Source organism: Pseudoalteromonas sp. SWYJZ98 (genome assembly GCF_015864495.1).
GTDB lineage: Bacteria > Pseudomonadota > Gammaproteobacteria > Enterobacterales > Alteromonadaceae > Pseudoalteromonas > Pseudoalteromonas distincta.
In genome coordinates this window covers 36869-54917 of the sequence record NZ_JADYXA010000019.1, presented here as the reverse complement: position 1 = coordinate 54917, position 18049 = coordinate 36869, and the positions used below count along the sequence as shown (strand labels likewise).

General features: G+C 40.5%; 18 protein-coding genes. 13 read left to right on the top strand and 5 right to left on the bottom strand.

Annotation, left to right across the window (positions count from 1 at the left end):
* The first annotated feature begins 19 nt into the window (after positions 1-19).
* Both I6F10_RS12250 and I6F10_RS12245 read left to right on the top strand, forming a co-directional pair.
* Positions 20-1303: a cation:proton antiporter gene (locus I6F10_RS12250; protein WP_197098912.1), complete on the top strand. Its 1284-nt coding sequence runs from the start codon at positions 20-22 to the stop codon at positions 1301-1303.
* A 283-nt stretch (positions 1304-1586) separates the two neighbouring features.
* On the top strand, positions 1587-3443 hold the full coding sequence (locus I6F10_RS12245; RefSeq protein ID WP_197098913.1) for a cytochrome c/FTR1 family iron permease: 1857 nt from the start codon (positions 1587-1589) through the stop codon (positions 3441-3443).
* Positions 3444-3554: 111 nt separating this feature from the next.
* On the opposite strand, the gene I6F10_RS12240 is transcribed toward I6F10_RS12245, so the two are convergent.
* A complete protein-coding gene (locus I6F10_RS12240; RefSeq protein ID WP_096794606.1) occupies positions 3555-3791 on the bottom strand; it encodes a hypothetical protein in 237 nt (78 codons plus the stop codon).
* 419 nt (positions 3792-4210) lie between these two features.
* On the opposite strand from I6F10_RS12240, the gene hisG reads away from it, so the two are divergent.
* The 10 genes from hisG (at position 4211) to I6F10_RS12190 (ending at position 12133) form a co-directional block, all read left to right on the top strand.
* Positions 4211-5110 (top strand): ATP phosphoribosyltransferase, encoded by a 900-nt coding sequence (gene hisG, locus I6F10_RS12235; RefSeq protein ID WP_007376294.1) that lies wholly within the window; start codon positions 4211-4213, stop codon positions 5108-5110.
* Between the two features lie 5 nt (positions 5111-5115).
* On the top strand, positions 5116-6417 hold the full coding sequence (gene hisD / locus I6F10_RS12230; protein ID WP_197098911.1) for a histidinol dehydrogenase: 1302 nt from the start codon (positions 5116-5118) through the stop codon (positions 6415-6417).
* Complete coding sequence (gene hisC / locus I6F10_RS12225; RefSeq protein WP_197098910.1) at positions 6407-7516, top strand: histidinol-phosphate transaminase; 1110 nt, start codon at positions 6407-6409, stop codon at positions 7514-7516. The genes hisD and hisC overlap by 11 nt, the downstream gene beginning before the upstream one ends.
* Positions 7513-8574 (top strand): bifunctional histidinol-phosphatase/imidazoleglycerol-phosphate dehydratase HisB, encoded by a 1062-nt coding sequence (hisB, locus tag I6F10_RS12220; RefSeq protein ID WP_197098909.1) that lies wholly within the window; start codon positions 7513-7515, stop codon positions 8572-8574. Before hisC ends, hisB begins: the two co-directional genes overlap by 4 nt.
* Positions 8571-9161 carry an imidazole glycerol phosphate synthase subunit HisH gene (gene hisH, locus I6F10_RS12215; protein WP_197098908.1) on the top strand — a complete coding sequence of 197 codons (591 nt, stop codon included), beginning with the start codon at positions 8571-8573 and terminating at the stop codon, positions 9159-9161. The genes hisB and hisH overlap by 4 nt, the downstream gene beginning before the upstream one ends.
* A gap of 33 nt (positions 9162-9194) precedes the next feature.
* On the top strand, positions 9195-9929 hold the full coding sequence (locus I6F10_RS12210; RefSeq protein ID WP_197098907.1) for a 1-(5-phosphoribosyl)-5-[(5-phosphoribosylamino)methylideneamino] imidazole-4-carboxamide isomerase: 735 nt from the start codon (positions 9195-9197) through the stop codon (positions 9927-9929).
* Positions 9911-10690 (top strand): imidazole glycerol phosphate synthase subunit HisF, encoded by a 780-nt coding sequence (hisF, locus tag I6F10_RS12205; RefSeq protein ID WP_197098906.1) that lies wholly within the window; start codon positions 9911-9913, stop codon positions 10688-10690. Before I6F10_RS12210 ends, hisF begins: the two co-directional genes overlap by 19 nt.
* On the top strand, positions 10681-11295 hold the full coding sequence (hisIE, locus tag I6F10_RS12200; protein ID WP_007376299.1) for a bifunctional phosphoribosyl-AMP cyclohydrolase/phosphoribosyl-ATP diphosphatase HisIE: 615 nt from the start codon (positions 10681-10683) through the stop codon (positions 11293-11295). Before hisF ends, hisIE begins: the two co-directional genes overlap by 10 nt.
* Before the next feature lie 108 nt (positions 11296-11403).
* Positions 11404-11943, top strand: coding sequence for a hypothetical protein (locus I6F10_RS12195; RefSeq protein WP_165742634.1), 540 nt, complete (start codon positions 11404-11406; stop codon positions 11941-11943).
* Between the two features lies 1 nt (position 11944).
* Positions 11945-12133 carry a DUF1289 domain-containing protein gene (locus I6F10_RS12190; protein ID WP_165723885.1) on the top strand — a complete coding sequence of 63 codons (189 nt, stop codon included), beginning with the start codon at positions 11945-11947 and terminating at the stop codon, positions 12131-12133.
* Between the two features lie 72 nt (positions 12134-12205).
* Here the strand turns inward: I6F10_RS12190 and I6F10_RS12185 are convergent, their stop codons facing one another.
* Complete coding sequence (locus tag I6F10_RS12185; protein WP_165742633.1) at positions 12206-12721, bottom strand: gluconokinase; 516 nt, start codon at positions 12719-12721, stop codon at positions 12206-12208.
* A 148-nt stretch (positions 12722-12869) separates the two neighbouring features.
* Here I6F10_RS12185 and gntU point away from each other — a divergent pair, with 148 nt between their 5' ends.
* Positions 12870-14213 (top strand): gluconate transporter, encoded by a 1344-nt coding sequence (gene gntU / locus I6F10_RS12180; protein ID WP_165742632.1) that lies wholly within the window; start codon positions 12870-12872, stop codon positions 14211-14213.
* Between the two features lie 95 nt (positions 14214-14308).
* On the opposite strand, the gene gntR is transcribed toward gntU, so the two are convergent.
* The 3 genes from gntR to I6F10_RS12165 all read right to left on the bottom strand — a co-directional run bounded on the left by gntR (position 14309) and on the right by I6F10_RS12165 (position 17969).
* Entirely contained in the window at positions 14309-15319 is a 1011-nt protein-coding gene (gene gntR / locus I6F10_RS12175; protein WP_024604207.1) for a gluconate operon transcriptional repressor GntR, read from the bottom strand.
* A gap of 225 nt (positions 15320-15544) precedes the next feature.
* Entirely contained in the window at positions 15545-16816 is a 1272-nt protein-coding gene (locus tag I6F10_RS12170; protein WP_165742631.1) for an O-acetylhomoserine aminocarboxypropyltransferase/cysteine synthase family protein, read from the bottom strand.
* A gap of 238 nt (positions 16817-17054) precedes the next feature.
* A complete protein-coding gene (locus tag I6F10_RS12165; RefSeq protein ID WP_165742610.1) occupies positions 17055-17969 on the bottom strand; it encodes a toll/interleukin-1 receptor domain-containing protein in 915 nt (304 codons plus the stop codon).
* Between the last annotated feature and the right edge of the window lie 80 nt (positions 17970-18049).

Genomic DNA, 18049 nt, shown 5'->3' with positions numbered 1-18049 from the left:
AAAATAGTAAGGTTAGCCAATGAATGCTTGGTATCTCATTTGTTTTCTCTCTGCCATTGCAATTTTTATTGCTTTTGCAAACCAATATATCCTCAAAATGCAAACTACAATTGCCATTACTACAGGCTCAGTTGTTATTTCTTTATTATTGATTATTGCCGTTAAATTATTAGGCGATCAAAATGCGTTAGCCATGACCCAAATTGTTTCCAGTATTAACTTTAACGAGTTATTACTCAAAGGTATGCTCGGATTTTTACTTTATGCTGGCGCATTGGAAATTAACCTTATGGCGCTTCGTAAACAGCGCTGGGAAATAACCGTACTAGTGCTATTTTCTACTATTGCTTCCACTTTTATAGTCGGTTATTTAAGTTTTTATCTGTTTGCCTTATTTGGCTTTGATGTACCGTTTATATACTGTTTATTATTTGGCGCGCTTATTAGCCCAACCGATCCTATTGCCGTACTTGCTATTATTAAACAAATGCGAGCGCCAGAAGGAATCTCAGTTCAAGTAGAAGGTGAGTCGCTATTTAACGACGGTATTGGTTTAGTAATATTTACGACCATTTTTTCGGTTGCTTTTTATGGCACCGATGCACAATTTGGCGATATAGCAGAACTCTTTTTTGTAGACGCCCTAGGCGGCATTGCGTTTGGTTTGGTTATCGCTTTGGTTGGCCACTTTTTAATTATTAACAGCCGCGATGTAAACATTCGCTTATTGATAACCTTAACTATTCCTACCGCAGGTTTTGCTGCTGCAAATATTTGGGAAATATCAGGCGCACTTGCCATGGTAACGAGCGGCATATTAATGGGTAACATTACTCGTACTAAAGCAACTGAGCGCACGGGGCCTGAAGACACTCGTTACGTAAAAGATTTTTGGCATGCAACCGATAGCTTTTTAAATGCCCTACTCTTTTTAATAATAGGTATGCTAATAGTGACGATGCCAATCACGCTTGGTGAAATTGGCTTAGGCTTACTAATGGTACCTGCAGTATTACTAGCACGCTTTATTAGTGTAGGCGCACCCTTTGTTATCTTTAAACGCTTTAGAAGTTACGATAAACACAGTGTTAAAATTTTAACCTGGGGTGGGCTACGCGGTGGTCTTGCACTGGCAATGGCGGCAGCAATCCCACGCGAGCAAGTTTTTGTAGGCGGCTCTGACCTACATAACCTAATCGTTATTGTTACCTACGTTGTGGTTATATTTTCTATTATTGTACAAGGCTTAACTATTTCGCCGCTTATTCAAAGCAGCATTAAGTCAGCTGAGCAAGCAAAGTAATAAATGCTTTGTGAGCAATCAACTCAGTAACCAAGTTATTATATAAATCACTTGGTTACTGTTACTCACATGTTACAAAAACACTTTAAAGTTCTATAAATTGTTATCCTTTTTATTTATCTTCTTTGTTTAAATTAATCCGCTTGAAATGCAAATGAAAACAATTATAATTTTGGCTTTTCCTCTGTAGGGCTTTTCAATGTCCAAAAATAATTCTCACGTGTTTTTAAATTTGGTATCTATGGGCAAACGACAATTTCATTGTTTTTTTGTGCTTTTTATAATGGCTATGGCAAGCTTTAATGTGTCGGCCTCACCTAATGAGCAAACAAAAATAAAACAAATTGCACAGCTTGCAGAGTATATAGGTGTAGATTACGTGGCAGCTGTTGGAAATGGTGAAATACTAGACCCCGACGAATATCAAGAAATGACTGAATTTTCGCACGTTATTATTGAGCAAGCTGGACAGCTATCAAGCCAAACCAATGAGTTTGATACAGTAAAGGCACAAGCTAAAGCACTGCATACAGCGATTGCTAATAAAGTGAGTGTTGCCGATGTACGTGCAGCAAGCTCAGCGCTTCGTGAGTCGCTGCTTACCTTTATGCCACAACTATCGTTACCTACATCGTTGCTTCCGGTTGAGCAAACTAAAGCGCTTTTTGCTGCTAACTGCTCAATGTGTCACGGCCAAAGTGGTCAAGGCGACGGCCCGCTTGCAAAAGATTTATCGCCAGAACCTACCAACTTTACCGACGAAGAACGTGCAACTAACCGCTCATTAATGGGGTTGTTTGACGCTGTAAGTAACGGCATTGACGACACACCTATGGTTGCTTTTACCCAATTTAATGAACAACAACGATGGTCTTTAGCTTTCTATGTAGGTAGCTTGGCATTTAAAGATGTTCAAAAACCACAAAATGTAGAACAAAACATTACCGCTTCGCAGATTGTAAACCTAAACCCTGCACAATTATCGGCAGGTCAAAGTGAAGCACAAGCACATTACGTTAAATGGCTTCGTGGTAATCCAGAGCAATTATTTAGCGCTAACAAAAATCCGATAACAGTTACTCGCACGCAATTACTTGCAGCGCAAGCCGCGCATGCTAAAGGCAATTACTCACAAGCAAGTGATTTAGCAATTAGCGCATACTTAGATGGCTTTGAGCTTGTTGAAAACAACTTAAATGCCTACGACGAAACACTGCGTAAAAACATCGAAGTACAGCTGATGAACCTGCGCCAAACATTCAAAAACGAAAAAGATACAGCCGTCGTTGCCGAAAAAGTAAGTGCGGCACTAACACAACTAGCTAAAGCAGATAGCATGCTAAACGAAACCAAGCTAACTGATGGCGCTCTACTTTCAGCGAGTTTAATAATATTACTGCGAGAAGGCTTAGAGGCACTCTTAGTTATTATTGCCCTTATGACTGTGCTTATTAAAACGAAACGTCAAGATGCGCTTAAATACGTACATATTGGCTGGGTAACAGCACTTATTGCCGGTGGCTTAACATGGGCTGCTGCGCAAACATTAATAGAAATAAGTGGTGCAAGTCGCGAAGTTATGGAAGGTGCTGGCGCATTGTTTGCCGCTGTAATTTTACTGTATGTTGGCGTATGGATGCACAGTAAAACAAGTGCTCAACAATGGCAAAAATATATAAAAGACAATATAGATAAGCGTCTTGAGTCGGGGACACTTTGGGGATTAGCGGGGCTTTCTTTTATTGCCGTATACCGTGAAGTATTCGAAACCGTATTGTTTTATCAGTCTTTATTAACGCAAAGCTCGCCTGCTCAATATTCATCTATTGCATCGGGTTTTGCGATAGCTGTAGCAATACTGGCTATTATTACGTGGGTATTAATTAAGTACTCAATTAAATTACCGGTTGCTAAGTTTTTTGCAATTACCACTTACCTATTATTTGCACTCTCGTTTGTGCTTATGGGCAAAGCCGTTATTGCATTACAAGAGGCCGATATAATAGGTATTGCCCCGCTACCAATGAGCTTGGAAATAGCATGGCTTGGTATTAAGTCAACATGGCAAGGTATTGTAGCTCAGGTATGTGTGTTCGCTATATTTAGCTTTTATATATTTAAAAGCAAAAACCAAGAGTAATGCCAATCTGCTTAAGAGTTTAAGCTAATTGGCATAAGCAAAATACATAGTAAAAAGGCCCGCAAGGGCCTTTTTAGTTAATTGCTTATGTATTTAGTAAAGCTGGTATTTTCAAGCCCATGTATCTAAATGGGGGTTTTCGTCATCGTCTACGTTAGACTTTTTTTTACTACTTTGATCATCAAGCATATTGAGCTTTTTCTTTTTCTGTAACTCACGCCTTTTTTTATTCTCTAGTTCAACTTTTTCAGTAGCCGATCCACTTTGCACACCCGCAATATGGAAAGCGCCTTTTGACTCAACTTCTAGCCTGGTGATTCTTCCTAAATAAGGGATCATGATATCCATACGTACTTCCTTATTTAACTGTTTGATTATCAAAATGCTAAATTTGAATGATAAACAAACAATTATTCGCTAAAATTGCGCTTATTATCTTAATATTATCGACAGTTATAACATATGCTTTAATTAAGCTAAAAAAAACTTGCCATAATATCGCTGTTTATGTTTTTATGAATGCGAAATTTATTTAAACAGATAACAACTGCACGTTAACAAAGCAACGGGCAGTTATATAGGATAAAAAATGCGCTTAAACCTGACAACAGTACATCATCACCACCATTCACCGGAATAACCTGTCAGGTCTTTCGCTGAGAGGTTATTCCTAAAAGGAACCTCTGGCGATTCAAATAACATTGATTCATTTTCGCCCTGAGGTTCCCCTCGGGGTTTTTAGTTTTTAAATTAAAGGAAAATGAATAATGAACAACAGTAATCGTCTACGTATCGCCATCCAAAAAGGCGGCCGCCTATCTAAAGATTGTCAAGATCTGTTAAAACAGTTAGGTGTTAAACTTAACCTTCGTGAACAACGCTTAATTGCACACTCAACTAATATGCCAATTGACGTACTACGTGTGCGCGATGACGATATTCCGGGTTTAGTAATGGACGGTGTATGTGACTTAGGTATTGTTGGCGAAAACGTACTAGTAGAAGTTCAAGCAGAACGTGAACGCCAAGGTGTTCCAAGCGAAGTAAACAAACTTTCAAAACTAGATTTTGGTTACTGTCGTCTTGCACTTGCATGGCCACAAGAGCTAGGCGCTCGCGATAAAAGCTGGTTTGAAGGCAAACGTATTGCAACTACCTACCCAGAAATTTTAACTCAGTGGTTAAAGCGCGAAGGCATTAACGCAAGTACAGTAATGCTTACTGGCTCTGTTGAAGTAGCACCACGTGCAGGTTTATCTGATGCAATTTGTGATTTGGTATCTACTGGCGCAACACTTGAAGCTAACGGCTTAATTCAAGGTGATACAATTTTAGAATCAAACGCATGTTTAATTCAAAATAAAGATCTGCAAGACGCTGACAAACTAGCACTAATCAATAAGCTTATGCCGCGCCTACGTGGTGTTAGACAAGCTAAAGAAAGCAAATACATCATGCTACACGCACCAAAAAATAAACTTGATGAAATTTGTGAAATTTTACCTGGTTCTGGTCAACCGACTCTACTTGCCCTTGCGGGTAATGAAGAATACGTAGCACTTCACATGGTAAGCAGCGAAACATTATTTTGGGAAACAATGGAGCAGTTAAAGGCCCTAGGCGCTAACTCTATTTTAGTTATGCCAATTGAAAAAATGATGGAGTAAGTACCATGCTTCGTTGGAATGAGGAATCTTCACAAGTACAAGCCGCGGCGCTAATGCGCCCTGCAGTTTCTGTAAGCGCAAAGGTTGAAGCAATATGCAAAACTATTTTAGCTAATGTAAAAGAGCAAGGCGATGAGGCCTTACTTAGCATGGCCAAAGAGTTTGATAATAGAGCTAACCCACGTTTGCGTGTACCGCTAGATGAAATTAACGCATCAGAGCAAGCACTAAGTGCAGAGCTTAAATACGCAATTGATACCGCTTATGCAAACGTTAAACGTTTTCACGAAGCGCAGTTGCCAAAAGATATTAAATTATCGACCCAACCAGGCGTTGTATGTGAACTGAAATATCAAGCCATCGAAGCAGTCGGTATTTATGTACCCGGTGGCAGTGCTCCACTGCCATCGTCGGTTATTATGCAAGGTGTATTAGCACAGTTAAGCGGCGCTAAAACCGTCGTACTTGCTACACCAGTACAAGGTGACAAAGCAATTAACCCTGCTATTTTATATGCAGCTAAGTTATGTGGCATTACTACTTTGATAGAAAGTGGTGGCGCAGGCGCAATTGCAGCAATGGCTTATGGCACCGAATCGGTTCCTAAAGTAAACAAAATTTTTGGCCCAGGTAATAGCTTCGTAACAATGGCTAAACAGCTCGTTGCGCAAACTATCCCAGGTATGGCAATTGATATGCCAGCAGGTCCGTCTGAAGTATTAGTTATAGCAGATGAACGTGCAAACCCAGAATTTATAGCCGCCGATTTACTCTCACAAGCAGAGCACGGCGCAGACTCGCAGGTTATTTTATTATGTAACAGCGAAAGTATTATAGAACAAACTCAGCAGGCACTTACACGCCAATTAGCTAATTTGAGCCGCAAAGAAACAGCCGAGCAAGCGCTCGCTAATTCTTCACTTATTTTGGTTGATTCAATTGAGCAAGCATTTGACGTATCGGCGCAATACGGCCCAGAGCACTTAATTTTACAACTAGGCGATGCAACACCTTACCTAGACAAAGTTAAAAATGCAGGCTCAGTATTTGTAGGTGACTACACACCAGAATCTGCAGGCGATTACGCATCGGGTACTAACCACGTGTTACCAACATATGGTTATAGCGCAAGCTATTCTAGCTTGAACTTACTTGATTTTTTTCGCACCTACACAGTACAAACAATTACTAAAAGTGGTTTAACGCAGCTTTCAAAAGCAATTTTACCACTTGCAGATGCAGAAGGCCTTGATGCCCACGCTAATGCGGTTTCAATTCGTTTAGAGGCAATTAAAAATGAGCAATGAGAGCGCACAAGCGTCTAGCTTATTACCTAAGAATATTGCAGCCCTTGCTGCATACAGCTCTGCAAAAAGTGAAAAGCTAACCGGTACTACGTGGCTAAATGCTAACGAAAGCCCGTATGCTAAAAATCTTGAACTGAGTATTGAGGATTTAAATCGCTACCCCGACCCACAACCGCAACTGGTTATTGACCGTTACGCCGCTTATACAGAGCTTGAAAGCGAAAATGTATTAATGACGCGCGGCGCAGATGAAGGCATTGAGCTTTTAGTGCGCACATACTGTGAGCCAGCTAAAGATAGTATTGCGCTATTTTTACCAACCTACGGTATGTACAAAGTTACCGCCGATACACACAATGTTAGTATTAACGCGCTTACCCAAGAATTATTATTAAATGGCAGTGCTGACGAAATAGTTGCAGCTGTTGGCAGCTCAAAACTGGTATTTATTTGTAACCCAAATAATCCAACGGGCAGCCTAACACCACTTGATAAAGTAAAAGCGATTGCAACAGCACTTATGGGTAAAGCACTGGTTATTGTTGACGAAGCCTATATAGAGTTTTGCCCAGAGCAAAGCGCCACAAAACTTATTAATGAGTTTAGTAATGTAGTGGTTTTGCGTACGCTTTCTAAAGCCTTTGCGCTAGCAGGGCTCAGAACGGGCTTTACGCTTGCACAAGCAGCAACACTAGCGCCAATTCGTAAAGTTATTGCGCCGTATCCGGTATCTGGCGTAGTAGCAAGTATTGCAGCGCAAGCAATTGCACCCGATGCAATTACCTCAATGCGCCGCCAAGTGATTATTTTAAACGCTTTAAAAGCTAAACTTGTACAGTGGCTAAGTGAATCGCCTGCTGTATTAAAAATTCTCACTGGTGAAGGTAACTTTGTTACTTTAAAGTTAGCCGATAAAAACTATTTTAAAATCGCACTTGAGCAAGGTTTGGTTATGCGCGCTTTTACCTTATATGGTGAAAACGACTGGCTACGCATTTCAATTGGTAGCGAACAAGAACTTAAACAAGTAAAAATTTGGCTTGATGGCCTAGCATTGCCAACAGCCTCAGCAATTTCAGCACAACAGGAAGTATCATGAGTAACCCCTATTTATTTATTGACCGCGACGGCACCATAATTGAAGAGCCAATTACCGATAAACAGGTAGACAGCCTTGAAAAGCTGGCGTTTTTACCCGGTGTAATGCCCGCATTATTACAATTACAAGCCGCAGGTTACCGTTTAGTAATGGTGTCTAACCAAGATGGTTTAGGCACAGATAGCTTTCCTACTGCTGATTTTGACATAGCACAAGACAAAATGATGGACATAATGCAAAGCCAAGGCATTAGCTTTGACGAAGTATTAATTTGCCCACACTTTGATGAGCAAAACTGTGATTGCCGTAAACCTAAAACGGGCTTACTTACCGAGCTTATGCGCTCTGGCAAAGTAGACTTAGCGCGCTCTTTTGTTATTGGCGATCGCCAGACCGATATTGGCCTTGCTCAAAACTTATGTTGTGAAGGTATTTTATACGACGGCGATTGGAGTGCGATAGTGACAAAATTGACTACCGCAAACCGCGAAGGTCGTGTTACACGCAACACTAAAGAAACCCAAATTGATGTAGCCATAAACTTAGATCAAACTAAAAATGGCAGCATAGACACCGGACTTGGCTTTTTTGATCACATGCTTGATCAAATTCGCACCCACGCAAACATTGGTTTAAACATTAAAGCCAAAGGCGATTTACACATAGACGAGCACCACCTTGTTGAAGACATTGGTATTGCTCTTGGTGTCGCACTTAAACAAGCGCTTGGCACTAAATCGCAAATTGCACGCTATGGTTTTGCGCTTCCTATGGACGAGTGTAAAGCTGAAGCACAAATTGATTTATCGGGCCGTGCATCATTTGTATTAAACGCTAACTTTAGCCGCGAAAAAGCAGGCGACTTAGACGTGCAAATGGTTGAGCACTTTTTCAAAAGTTTGAGTGATAACGCCGCAATTAGCCTTATTTTATCGGTAAGCGACGGTAACTGTCATCACCAAGTAGAGGGCTTATTTAAAGCGTTCTCACGTGCTCTTCGTATGGCAGTAGCACAAGACACGACCCAACAAACAGCCAGCTCTAAGGGATGTTTATGATTGCCATAATTAATACCGGTTGTGCCAATATAAATTCAGTGCGCTTTGCGTTTGAGCGCTTAGGGCAAACGCCAACAGTAATTACTTCACCAGAGCAATTAGCGGGTTTTGAGCGCGCTATATTGCCAGGTGTAGGTCACGCGTCGGTTGCTATGAAACGCCTATTAGATAACGGCTGGCAACAAGCTATAAATGAATACCAGCGCCCGCTTATGGGTATTTGTTTAGGTATGCAGTTACTGTGCGAGAGCACCGAAGAAGGTAACGTACAGTGCCTAGGTAAAATACCAGGACAAGTAAAAGCACTTGATGTAGGCAACTTAACGTCGCCGCATATGGGTTGGAATAACTTAAGCGTTAACAAAGAGCATGCATTAACTAAAGGGCTGACGCTTGATGAGCAAGTGTATTTTGTTCACAGCTTTGCGCACACCGTAAACGACGCCACACTAGTGAGCGGCGAATATGGTCAAACCTTTTCAGCCATTGTTGCTAAAGACAATTACGCAGGCATGCAATTTCACCCAGAGCGCAGCGCAAAAGTTGGCGCACGTTTATTACAAAATTTTGTTGATTGGCAGTTGTAAGCTGCCCATTAACTAACAAAAAAGAGATTATTTGTGATTATTCCAGCATTAGACGTATTACAAAATCAAATTGTGCGCTTGTACCAAGGTAAATACGACACAGCACAGTTTTACCCTTTCGAACTTGGCGCGCGTTTAAAAGAATACGCCGACAGTGGCGCAGGTAAACTACACCTTGTTGATTTAGAAGGTGCACGCGATCCAAGTAAAAAGCAGTGGAAACATATTCAAGCTGCAACCAAAGCACTTAACGTACCGTACCAAGTGGGCGGCGGTATTCGCTCAGAGCAAGATGTAAGTGATTGGCTAAAAGCCGGTGCAAACCAAGTTGTTATTGGTTCAATGGCAGTAGAAAAACGCGAACAAGTAAAAGCCTGGATTGAACAATTTGGCGCAGAGCACTTTGTTATTGCCCTTGATGTAAATAAAACAGCCACGGGCTGGGCACCAGCAACACACGGTTGGTTAAGTGAATCTGAATTTGGTTTACTTGAGCTGGTAGATTTTTATGTGAACTTAGGTGTTATTGATTTTTTATGCACGGACATCAGTAAAGATGGCACCATGACAGGTCCATCGTTTGAACTTTACGAAGACCTAACTCGCCACAACAGCACAATTAAAGTGCAAGCCTCAGGGGGCGTAAGCTCACTTGACGACATTAAAAAGCTTAAAGAGCTTGGTGTGGGCGGCGTTATTTTAGGTAAATCATTGCTTGATGGCGCATTTAGCGTTGAGGAGGCATTGGCATGTTATCAAAACGCATAATCCCGTGTTTAGACGTTAAAGACGGCCAAGTAGTTAAAGGCGTTAAGTTTAAAGGCCATGAAATAGTTGGCGATATTTTAACAATGGCTAAAGCCTATAGCGAAGCTGGCGCCGATGAACTAGTTTTTTACGAAATCAGCGCAAGCGTTGAAAAACGCCTACTTGATGTAAATTGGGTAGAGAGCATTGCACGCAATATCGACATTCCATTTTGTGTAGCGGGCGGTATTAAATCGGTCGCTGATGCAGCGCGTGTACTTGAGCGCGGCGGAGACAAAATAAGCATCAACAGCCCTGCTATTGCTCGCCCTGAACTTATTAAAGAATTACACGATGAGTTTGGCAAGCAATGTGTTGTAGTCGGCATTGACAGCTTTTTTGATGAAATTACCGGCGAGTATTTAGTGTATCAATTAACCGGCGATCCTAATGCATCAAGCCGTACGCGCTATAAAACACAAGAATGGGTTAAACGCGTACAAGACCTAGGCGCAGGCGAAATTGTATTAAACTGTATGAACCAAGATGGCGTTCGTAACGGTTACGACAACGAGCAACTAAGTAAAATTCGCGAGCTGTGTGACATTCCTTTAATCGCCTCTGGCGGTGCGGGTAGTATGCAAGATTTTGTTGATGTATTTAAACAAAGCAAAGTAGATGGTGCATTAGCCGCCAGCGTTTTTCATAAAAATGTGATTAACATTAGCGAACTAAAACAATTTTTAACAGATAACCAAGTGGCAGCAAGATTATGCAAGTAACACAACAAAACCAAGCTCAGGTCGATTTCGCTAAAAGTGACATGATCCCTGCTATTATTCAAGATGCCCGCTCTGGTGTTATTTTAATGCAAGGCTTTATGAACAGCGAAGCACTCGCTGTTACGCTTGATACCAATAAGGTAACGTTTTACTCGCGTTCAAAATCGCGTTTATGGACTAAAGGCGAGTCATCAGAAAACTACTTAAACGTAGTATCTGTGCATACAGATTGTGACTACGATTCAATTTTAGTACTTGCCAACCCAGAAGGCCCAACATGCCACTTAGGCACACAAAGCTGTTTTGGTGATGAAGCAAAACCAAGTTTAAGCTTTTTGGCACAGTTAGAAGATGTGATTGTTGCGCGTAAAAACGACGACCCTGAAAAAAGCTACACAGCGTCATTATTTGCAAAAGACTTAAGCCGTAGTTGTCAAAAAGTAGGTGAAGAAGGCGTAGAAGTTGCTCTTGCCGCTATGAAACACGATAACGATGAGCTAACAAACGAGTCTGCTGATTTAATTTATCACCTGACAGTATTACTACAACGCCAAGGCTTAGCCCTTGAAGATGTAGTTAAATGCTTGCAAGGTCGCCATAAATAGCATTAGTTGCAACTAACAAAGAGGCTCATATTTATATGGGCCTTTTTATTTTTACAGTAAATCACGTGTGATATAGTGCGTGGCTAAATTAATCGGTTACTGTGAAACATGAAAAACTATATTATTCCTTCTATTGTCGCGTTTATTTTAGCGGGCTGTACCAGCAAAACTAATCAGACTACAACTACAACAACCACTACTACTACAACGAATCAGTCTGTAAAAACCACAGTAACACCCGACGAATGCAGCACCATAAATAACCTTATAAGCAGTTATGAGTCTGGTTTTAATTCAATCAAAACAGATAAAGTAAATAACCAGTTTACTAATCAATGGCGTACTAGTGCTCATATGATTGGAGCAAACTGTACGGTTACTTTAAATAAGTCAGAGCAAGCAAGCTACCAATGCCAAACACCTGTTAAAACACAAACGCAAACAATAAAGTCTCATCAAAAACTGGCTAAGCAATTACGCCAATGCTTAACCAAAACAGGTTGGTTGGAAAGCCAAAAAGAAACAGCAAGTTCAATTTACAGCACCTTTGTACTTGATACTAAAACCCCAGTCATTACACTTGCTACTAATCAAGAAGGTAACGGGTTTTCTTCTCGCTTTGAAATTGCACCACCACTAGGACTTTAATATGCGCCAATTAAATCAAAACAAAAAACAATCTAAATTTAAAACTGATTGCCTAGGAATATGCGAAAGGCGCAGCGGTTACTGCACCGGTTGTGGGCGTACTAACGAAGAAATTTTTGATTGGATAATATTATCTGAAGATGAAAAAAAAGCGATTTTAGAAACACCACGAGCAGACGCTAACTCATAACAAATAAAGCCTTTAAATGTTAAAAGTAACAGTTAATTGATTAACTAAAAACTTTTTACGTGTTGTGGCTATTCATTTAGTTGCGCTAATACAGCTTTCGACTACTTGCTCAAATGAGTTATTAATATCTATATTTATAACATTGGGCTCATCTTCTTTTGGTACTTCTAGCGTTTCAAATTGGCTTTTGAGTAAATCAACAGGCATAAAATGCCCTTTTCTGTCCTGCATACGGCTTTTAACCAGTTCAAAATCACCATAAAGATGTAAAAAGGTAATACCTATATTTCCGTCACATATTTGTTCTCGGTATTTCTTTTTTAATGCAGAGCAGACTATTACCGCAATTTCATTTTTCTTTTCAATGCTAAATGCAGCATCACGTATTCTTTCTAGCCAAGGCACACGATCAGCATCGTTTAAAGGCTGCCCAGATGACATTTTTAATATATTAGCCTTGGGATGTAAGTCGTCTCCGTCGATAAATTTAGCGCCAATGCGCTTTGCTAATGCATCACCCACACTTGACTTTCCTGTGCTTGAAACCCCCATTACAATATAAACACGACCTACATTTGTGTTACTCATGTATTTACCCTCGCCTTAATTTAATAATTAATTATTTTCAATGTATATATTATATTGAGTTACGGGTAACATGTTACCCGTAACAAATACGAAAGTGAAGTTAAACACACTAAACATCATAATTCACACTGAATATAAGTAGGGAAAAATGTCAGATTTATCATTAATACTAACAGCGGCAGGCTCCATATTTTTATTGCTTTTCTTAGTAATGAAAGTACGACTACATGCTGTCGTCTCTTTGATCCTTGTTTCTATGATTGCAGGATTATTCTCAGGAATGAGCCCAGAAATAATTGCCGCTACAATTCAAAAAGGAATGGCCGGAACACTAGGCTTTGTAGCGGTTGTGGTCGCTTTAGGTGCCATGTTTGGCAAAGTAATGGAAGAAACCGGCGCGCTGGATCGTATTGCCCACACTCTTTTACACCGTTTTGGAGAAAAAAACGCTAATTGGGCGCTTACCTTTACGGGCTTTATTTGTGCCCTCCCCCTCTTTTTTGATGTAGCCGTTGTACTTTTAATCGGTATTGTTTTTGCTGTGGTACGAAAAGGCGGTGGCAGCGTTGTTAAAATTGGTATTGGGCTACTTGCTGGGATAGCGTCTTGTCAGGCGTTTCTTATTCCTGCGCCAGGGCCGATTTTGGTTGCCTCTCAATTAGGCGCTGACTATGGTTATATGATTTTATTTGGCCTTATTGCTGCCATACCGGCAATGATTATAGGAGGTCCAATTTGGGGCTCTATTATTTCTAAATCTATTCATGTAGAACTCCCACAACACGAACAAATCGACGATAACCAAAGAGTTGGTAAAGGCGCGCCTAGTTTTGGATTAGCATTAGGTTTAATTGCTCTGCCGTTAATTATGATTAGTTTAAATACTATTGGTAGCCGCTTTGTTGAAAAAGACTCTGATTTATATAATTGGTTAGCCTTTATAGGTCATCCATTTACAGCAATTTTAGTTGCCTGCCTAATGGCATTTTATTTGCTCGGTGCAAGGCGCGGTGTCCCTAATGCTAGAATCATGGAAATTTGTGGTAGTGCCTTACAACCTGCGGGAATTATTATTCTTGTCACTGGTGCCGGTGGGGTATTTAAACAAGTATTAGTTGATTCAGGAGTAGGTACGGCACTAGGTAATTACTTAGCTGGCTCAGGCTTACCGATTGTAATACTCGCTTTTGTATTATCAGCCGCTGTGCGGGTTATTCAAGGCTCTGCGACTGTAGCTATGCTTACAGCGTGTGGCTTAATTATTCCAATGCTTCAGCCTTTAGGCCTTGATGGAGCGCAGCTTGCCGCTGTCACCATCGCTATTGGTGGGGGCTCTATTGTGCTCTCCCATGTAAACGACTCAGGATTTTGGTTAGCGAGTCGCTATCTCGGTTTGAGCGAAATGCAAACTCTTAAAACGTGGACAGTAATGGAAACTATTATTGGTACTGTTGGCGCACTTGTCGCTATGATTATTTCTCTGTTTTTGTAAATTTACAATACGTAGATTTATCATCACACATATAAAAATTACCTGAGCCTTTTGTTATTTAGGCTCAGGTAATTAGGCTCAGGTAATTTAAGTATTTAAACACTCTCACCTAGATGAACTATATAACCAGTATCAATTACTTGCTTATAATTCATGCTAGTATCCAAATCGGAATTAATGCGGCTCAACAACTCTCTTCCCGCAACATTACCTATCTGATAACGAGGGGTGATCACACTTGCTAATTGAGGCACCATTGCTTGGCCAATATCATGACCATGAAAACCCACAATCCCTATTTGGCTAGGCACTAAAATGTTGTTTCGCTGGCATTCAAAAATAGCCCCAATTGCTAAATCATCATTAGTACAAAACAAACAGTCAGTATTTGGGTAGTCAGTACGCGCTTTTTGTAAAAGTTCAGCGCCTAAACTATAAGATGAAGCTTGATCAGTCATCACACTTTTAGGCGTAAAGCCTTTAGCTAACATAGCATCTGAATAACCTTGAAATTTTAGGCGTGTTCGTACATCGAGCCTTGCACCTATATAAACAATATTGCGATAGCCTTTATTTAAAAGTGCCGTCGTCATATCAAAAGCGGCTTTAACGTTATCAAAACCAATCGCTTGCTGCATAGGAGAGTGATGAGTATCCATTATTTCAATCACAGGTACGCCTGACGTTTCAATCATTTTTAGCGTTCTGTCTGTGTGTGTGGTTTCTGATAAAATTAAACCATCAACGTGATACGACAATAGATACTCAACCCGTTTTTCTTCAATTTCAGGGTTATAACCATAATGGGCTAACATTGTTTGATACCCTGCAGGCCCTGTTACATCTTCAATGCCTTTTATAACTTGAGCAAACACGTGATTCGTTAACGATGGGACTAGTACACCAATAGAGTAACTTTTAGCATTAGAGAGTAAATCAGGGGCTTTATTTGCAATGTAACCTAGCGTATCAATAGCTGCACTAATTTTAGTGCGAGTAGACTCTGATACTTTTTCGGGATTACGTAAATAACGACTCACCGTCATTTTGGTTACACCAACCGCATCGGCAATATCTTGAAGAGAAGAACGTTTGTTTTTTTTCATCACACACAATTAAATAAAATGTTACTTGTAACATACCAACTATTGTGAAAAATCACTACTTTTAGCCCATTTTATTTAGGTTAAAGTAATAAATATTTAGCCTACCGCCTGTATTTAAACTGTAGCTAAATGAATGGCTAAAAAGGTTTAGAAAACCTAAACCTTTTTAACAAACAATACTGTATTTACAGTAAAGCTGAACAAGCATTTCTAATTAATGTAATTTTAAGCTTTATCGAGCGCTTGGCTTACATCGGCAATTATATCTACAATGTTTTCAATACCGACCGACAAACGAATTAAATCGCGACTTACGCCCGCATTAGCAAGCTCTTCATCATTTAATTGGCGGTGTGTGGTTGACGCTGGATGACATGCAAGCGACTTGGCATCGCCAATATTAACTAAGCGTAAAATCATGTTTAGCGCATCAATAAAACGAGTACCCGCTTCTAGGCCACCAGCAATACCAAAGCTTAAAATACCCGATGCTTTACCACTGGTAATTTTTTGGCTTATTTCGTTATACGGGCTTGATTTAAGCGCTGCGTAATTAACCCAAAGCACTTTTGGATGATTTTCTAAATACTCAGCTAACTGCTGTGCATTTTCGCAGTGGCGATCCATTCTTAAACCTAAGGTTTCAAGGCCGATTAAAATGTCAGATGCGTTTTTAGGCGCAAGCGCTGCGCCAGTATTTCTAAGTGGCACTACTCTGCAGCGACCGATAAATGCAGCTTCAGCAAAAGCTTCGGTATAAACCACATTGTGATACGACGGATCGGGCTCGTTCATCATTGCAAAACGCGTGGCATTCGCTTTCCAATCAAACTTACCAGAGTCGACAATCATGCCGCCAATGGCAGTACCGTGCCCGTTTATGTACTTTGTCAGCGAGTGAACCACTATATCGGCGCCCAGCTCAAATGGGCGGCATAAATACGGCGTAGCCACGGTATTATCAACAATAAGCGGCACACCTTTGCTGTGTGCAATACGTGCTAAACGTTCAATATCAACAATATTACCTGCTGGATTACCAATAGATTCACAAAAAACAGCACGGGTGTTGTCGTCAATTGCATTCTCGAACGCGGTAAAGTCATCGGCTTTAATCATGCGTGCTTCAATACCTTGCCTAGGTAGTGTATGAGCAAATAAGTTATACGTACCACCATATACTTGGCTGGTGCTTACAATATTAGTGCCTACTTCGCACAAACATTGAATAGCATACGTAATAGCAGCCATCCCAGAGGCAACAGCTAGCCCACCAATACCCCCTTCCATTACTGCAATACGTTGTTCAAGTACGGCATTGGTTGGGTTCATTATGCGGGTGTAAATATTTCCAGGTACTTTTAAATCGAATAAATCAGCGCCATGCTGCGTGTTATCAAATGTATAAGAAGAAGTGTGATAAATAGGCACGGCTGCCGATTTGGTCGTAGCCTCAGATTCGTAACCGTGGTGCAGTGCTAATGACTCTAATTTCATAATTATTTCCTTCAATTAATTTACCACTAACCTAGCACTTCTTGGTTATAAAATGTACATGAAATATATTAAAGGGTGGTGAGGTGATTTGATTTAAGTTAAAGGCGGATAAGAGCGAGAAGCGGACAGTCGCTCTAAAACACTTTTGGACATAACTGAGTTATAGAGATTACTAAATTAGCGTCTAACGAATTACTGTGGCATAGCAAGCTAGGGACAAATGCGCAAAATGATCCCGCTATTGATTAACTAAAATTTCATAAGTGAAAGTTACAAGCTCGGGTACATACTGTTCAGTATTAATTTCACGTTGGACTTCTTCGATAGTCAAAACACAAAGAGCACCCTCACTATTCAAGAGCACGGCTTTTTGTCCGACAGTAGGCGTGATTGTTCGACCGGGGGTTAGAAAAGAATCGACTGTTGAGGGGGTAAAGTTTGGAGTTGTTATTAGCCCCACAGCTTTAAGACCACCATCAGTGTATACATAGACACTATTTCCTGAACACCCACTGAAATGGATTTTGAACTGGTACTCACCATTTCCAACGGTATAACCTAAATGCTCTCGATAGCGAAAAGTTACACGCCCACTTAGAGCTGGGTTTGCATAATTACCAGAGTCTTTCAGAACATCAATCCGCTCAAGTCGCGCTGCTCGTTTATGAACGACCGAGATAGGTATCGCATGTTGTTTGTCTGCGGGAAGTCCTTCAATCCATCGCCATACTGCGTCTATCTGGGTTGATCCTGGATATCTCCTAGCATCAGGGTTTGAGTTAAAATCAAAACCTTTAGGACTTTTAGCTTTTAGCCAACGAGGTAATCTATAGTTAGGGTTTCTAACAAAAATAACGGACAGCCATGTGTTTGGTTTACTCTCAAAAACACTGCTTATCCATTCTGTCTCAATGCCAACTCCTGATGTTGGGGAGTTGTCTGCACGTTCAACATAATTTTCATCAACAACTAAAAGTACATGAGAAGCATCGGTTACTTCTTGCATGAAGCCACTTAAACTCGAACCATAGTCGACTGCTTCGTCAATTTTCACCGTGTAACCCATTAAATGAAGTTGGCTTGCGAGTAGGTGAACCCACTCTTTATGATCATTTGACGTCCAAGCGTATGAAATAAATAAATCCGTTTTCATTTTAATGTGTTTTCCTTATGTTCGTGACATATTGTTTAAATGCAATAGTAAACAAAAAGAGAATTTAAAAGCTACTCAGA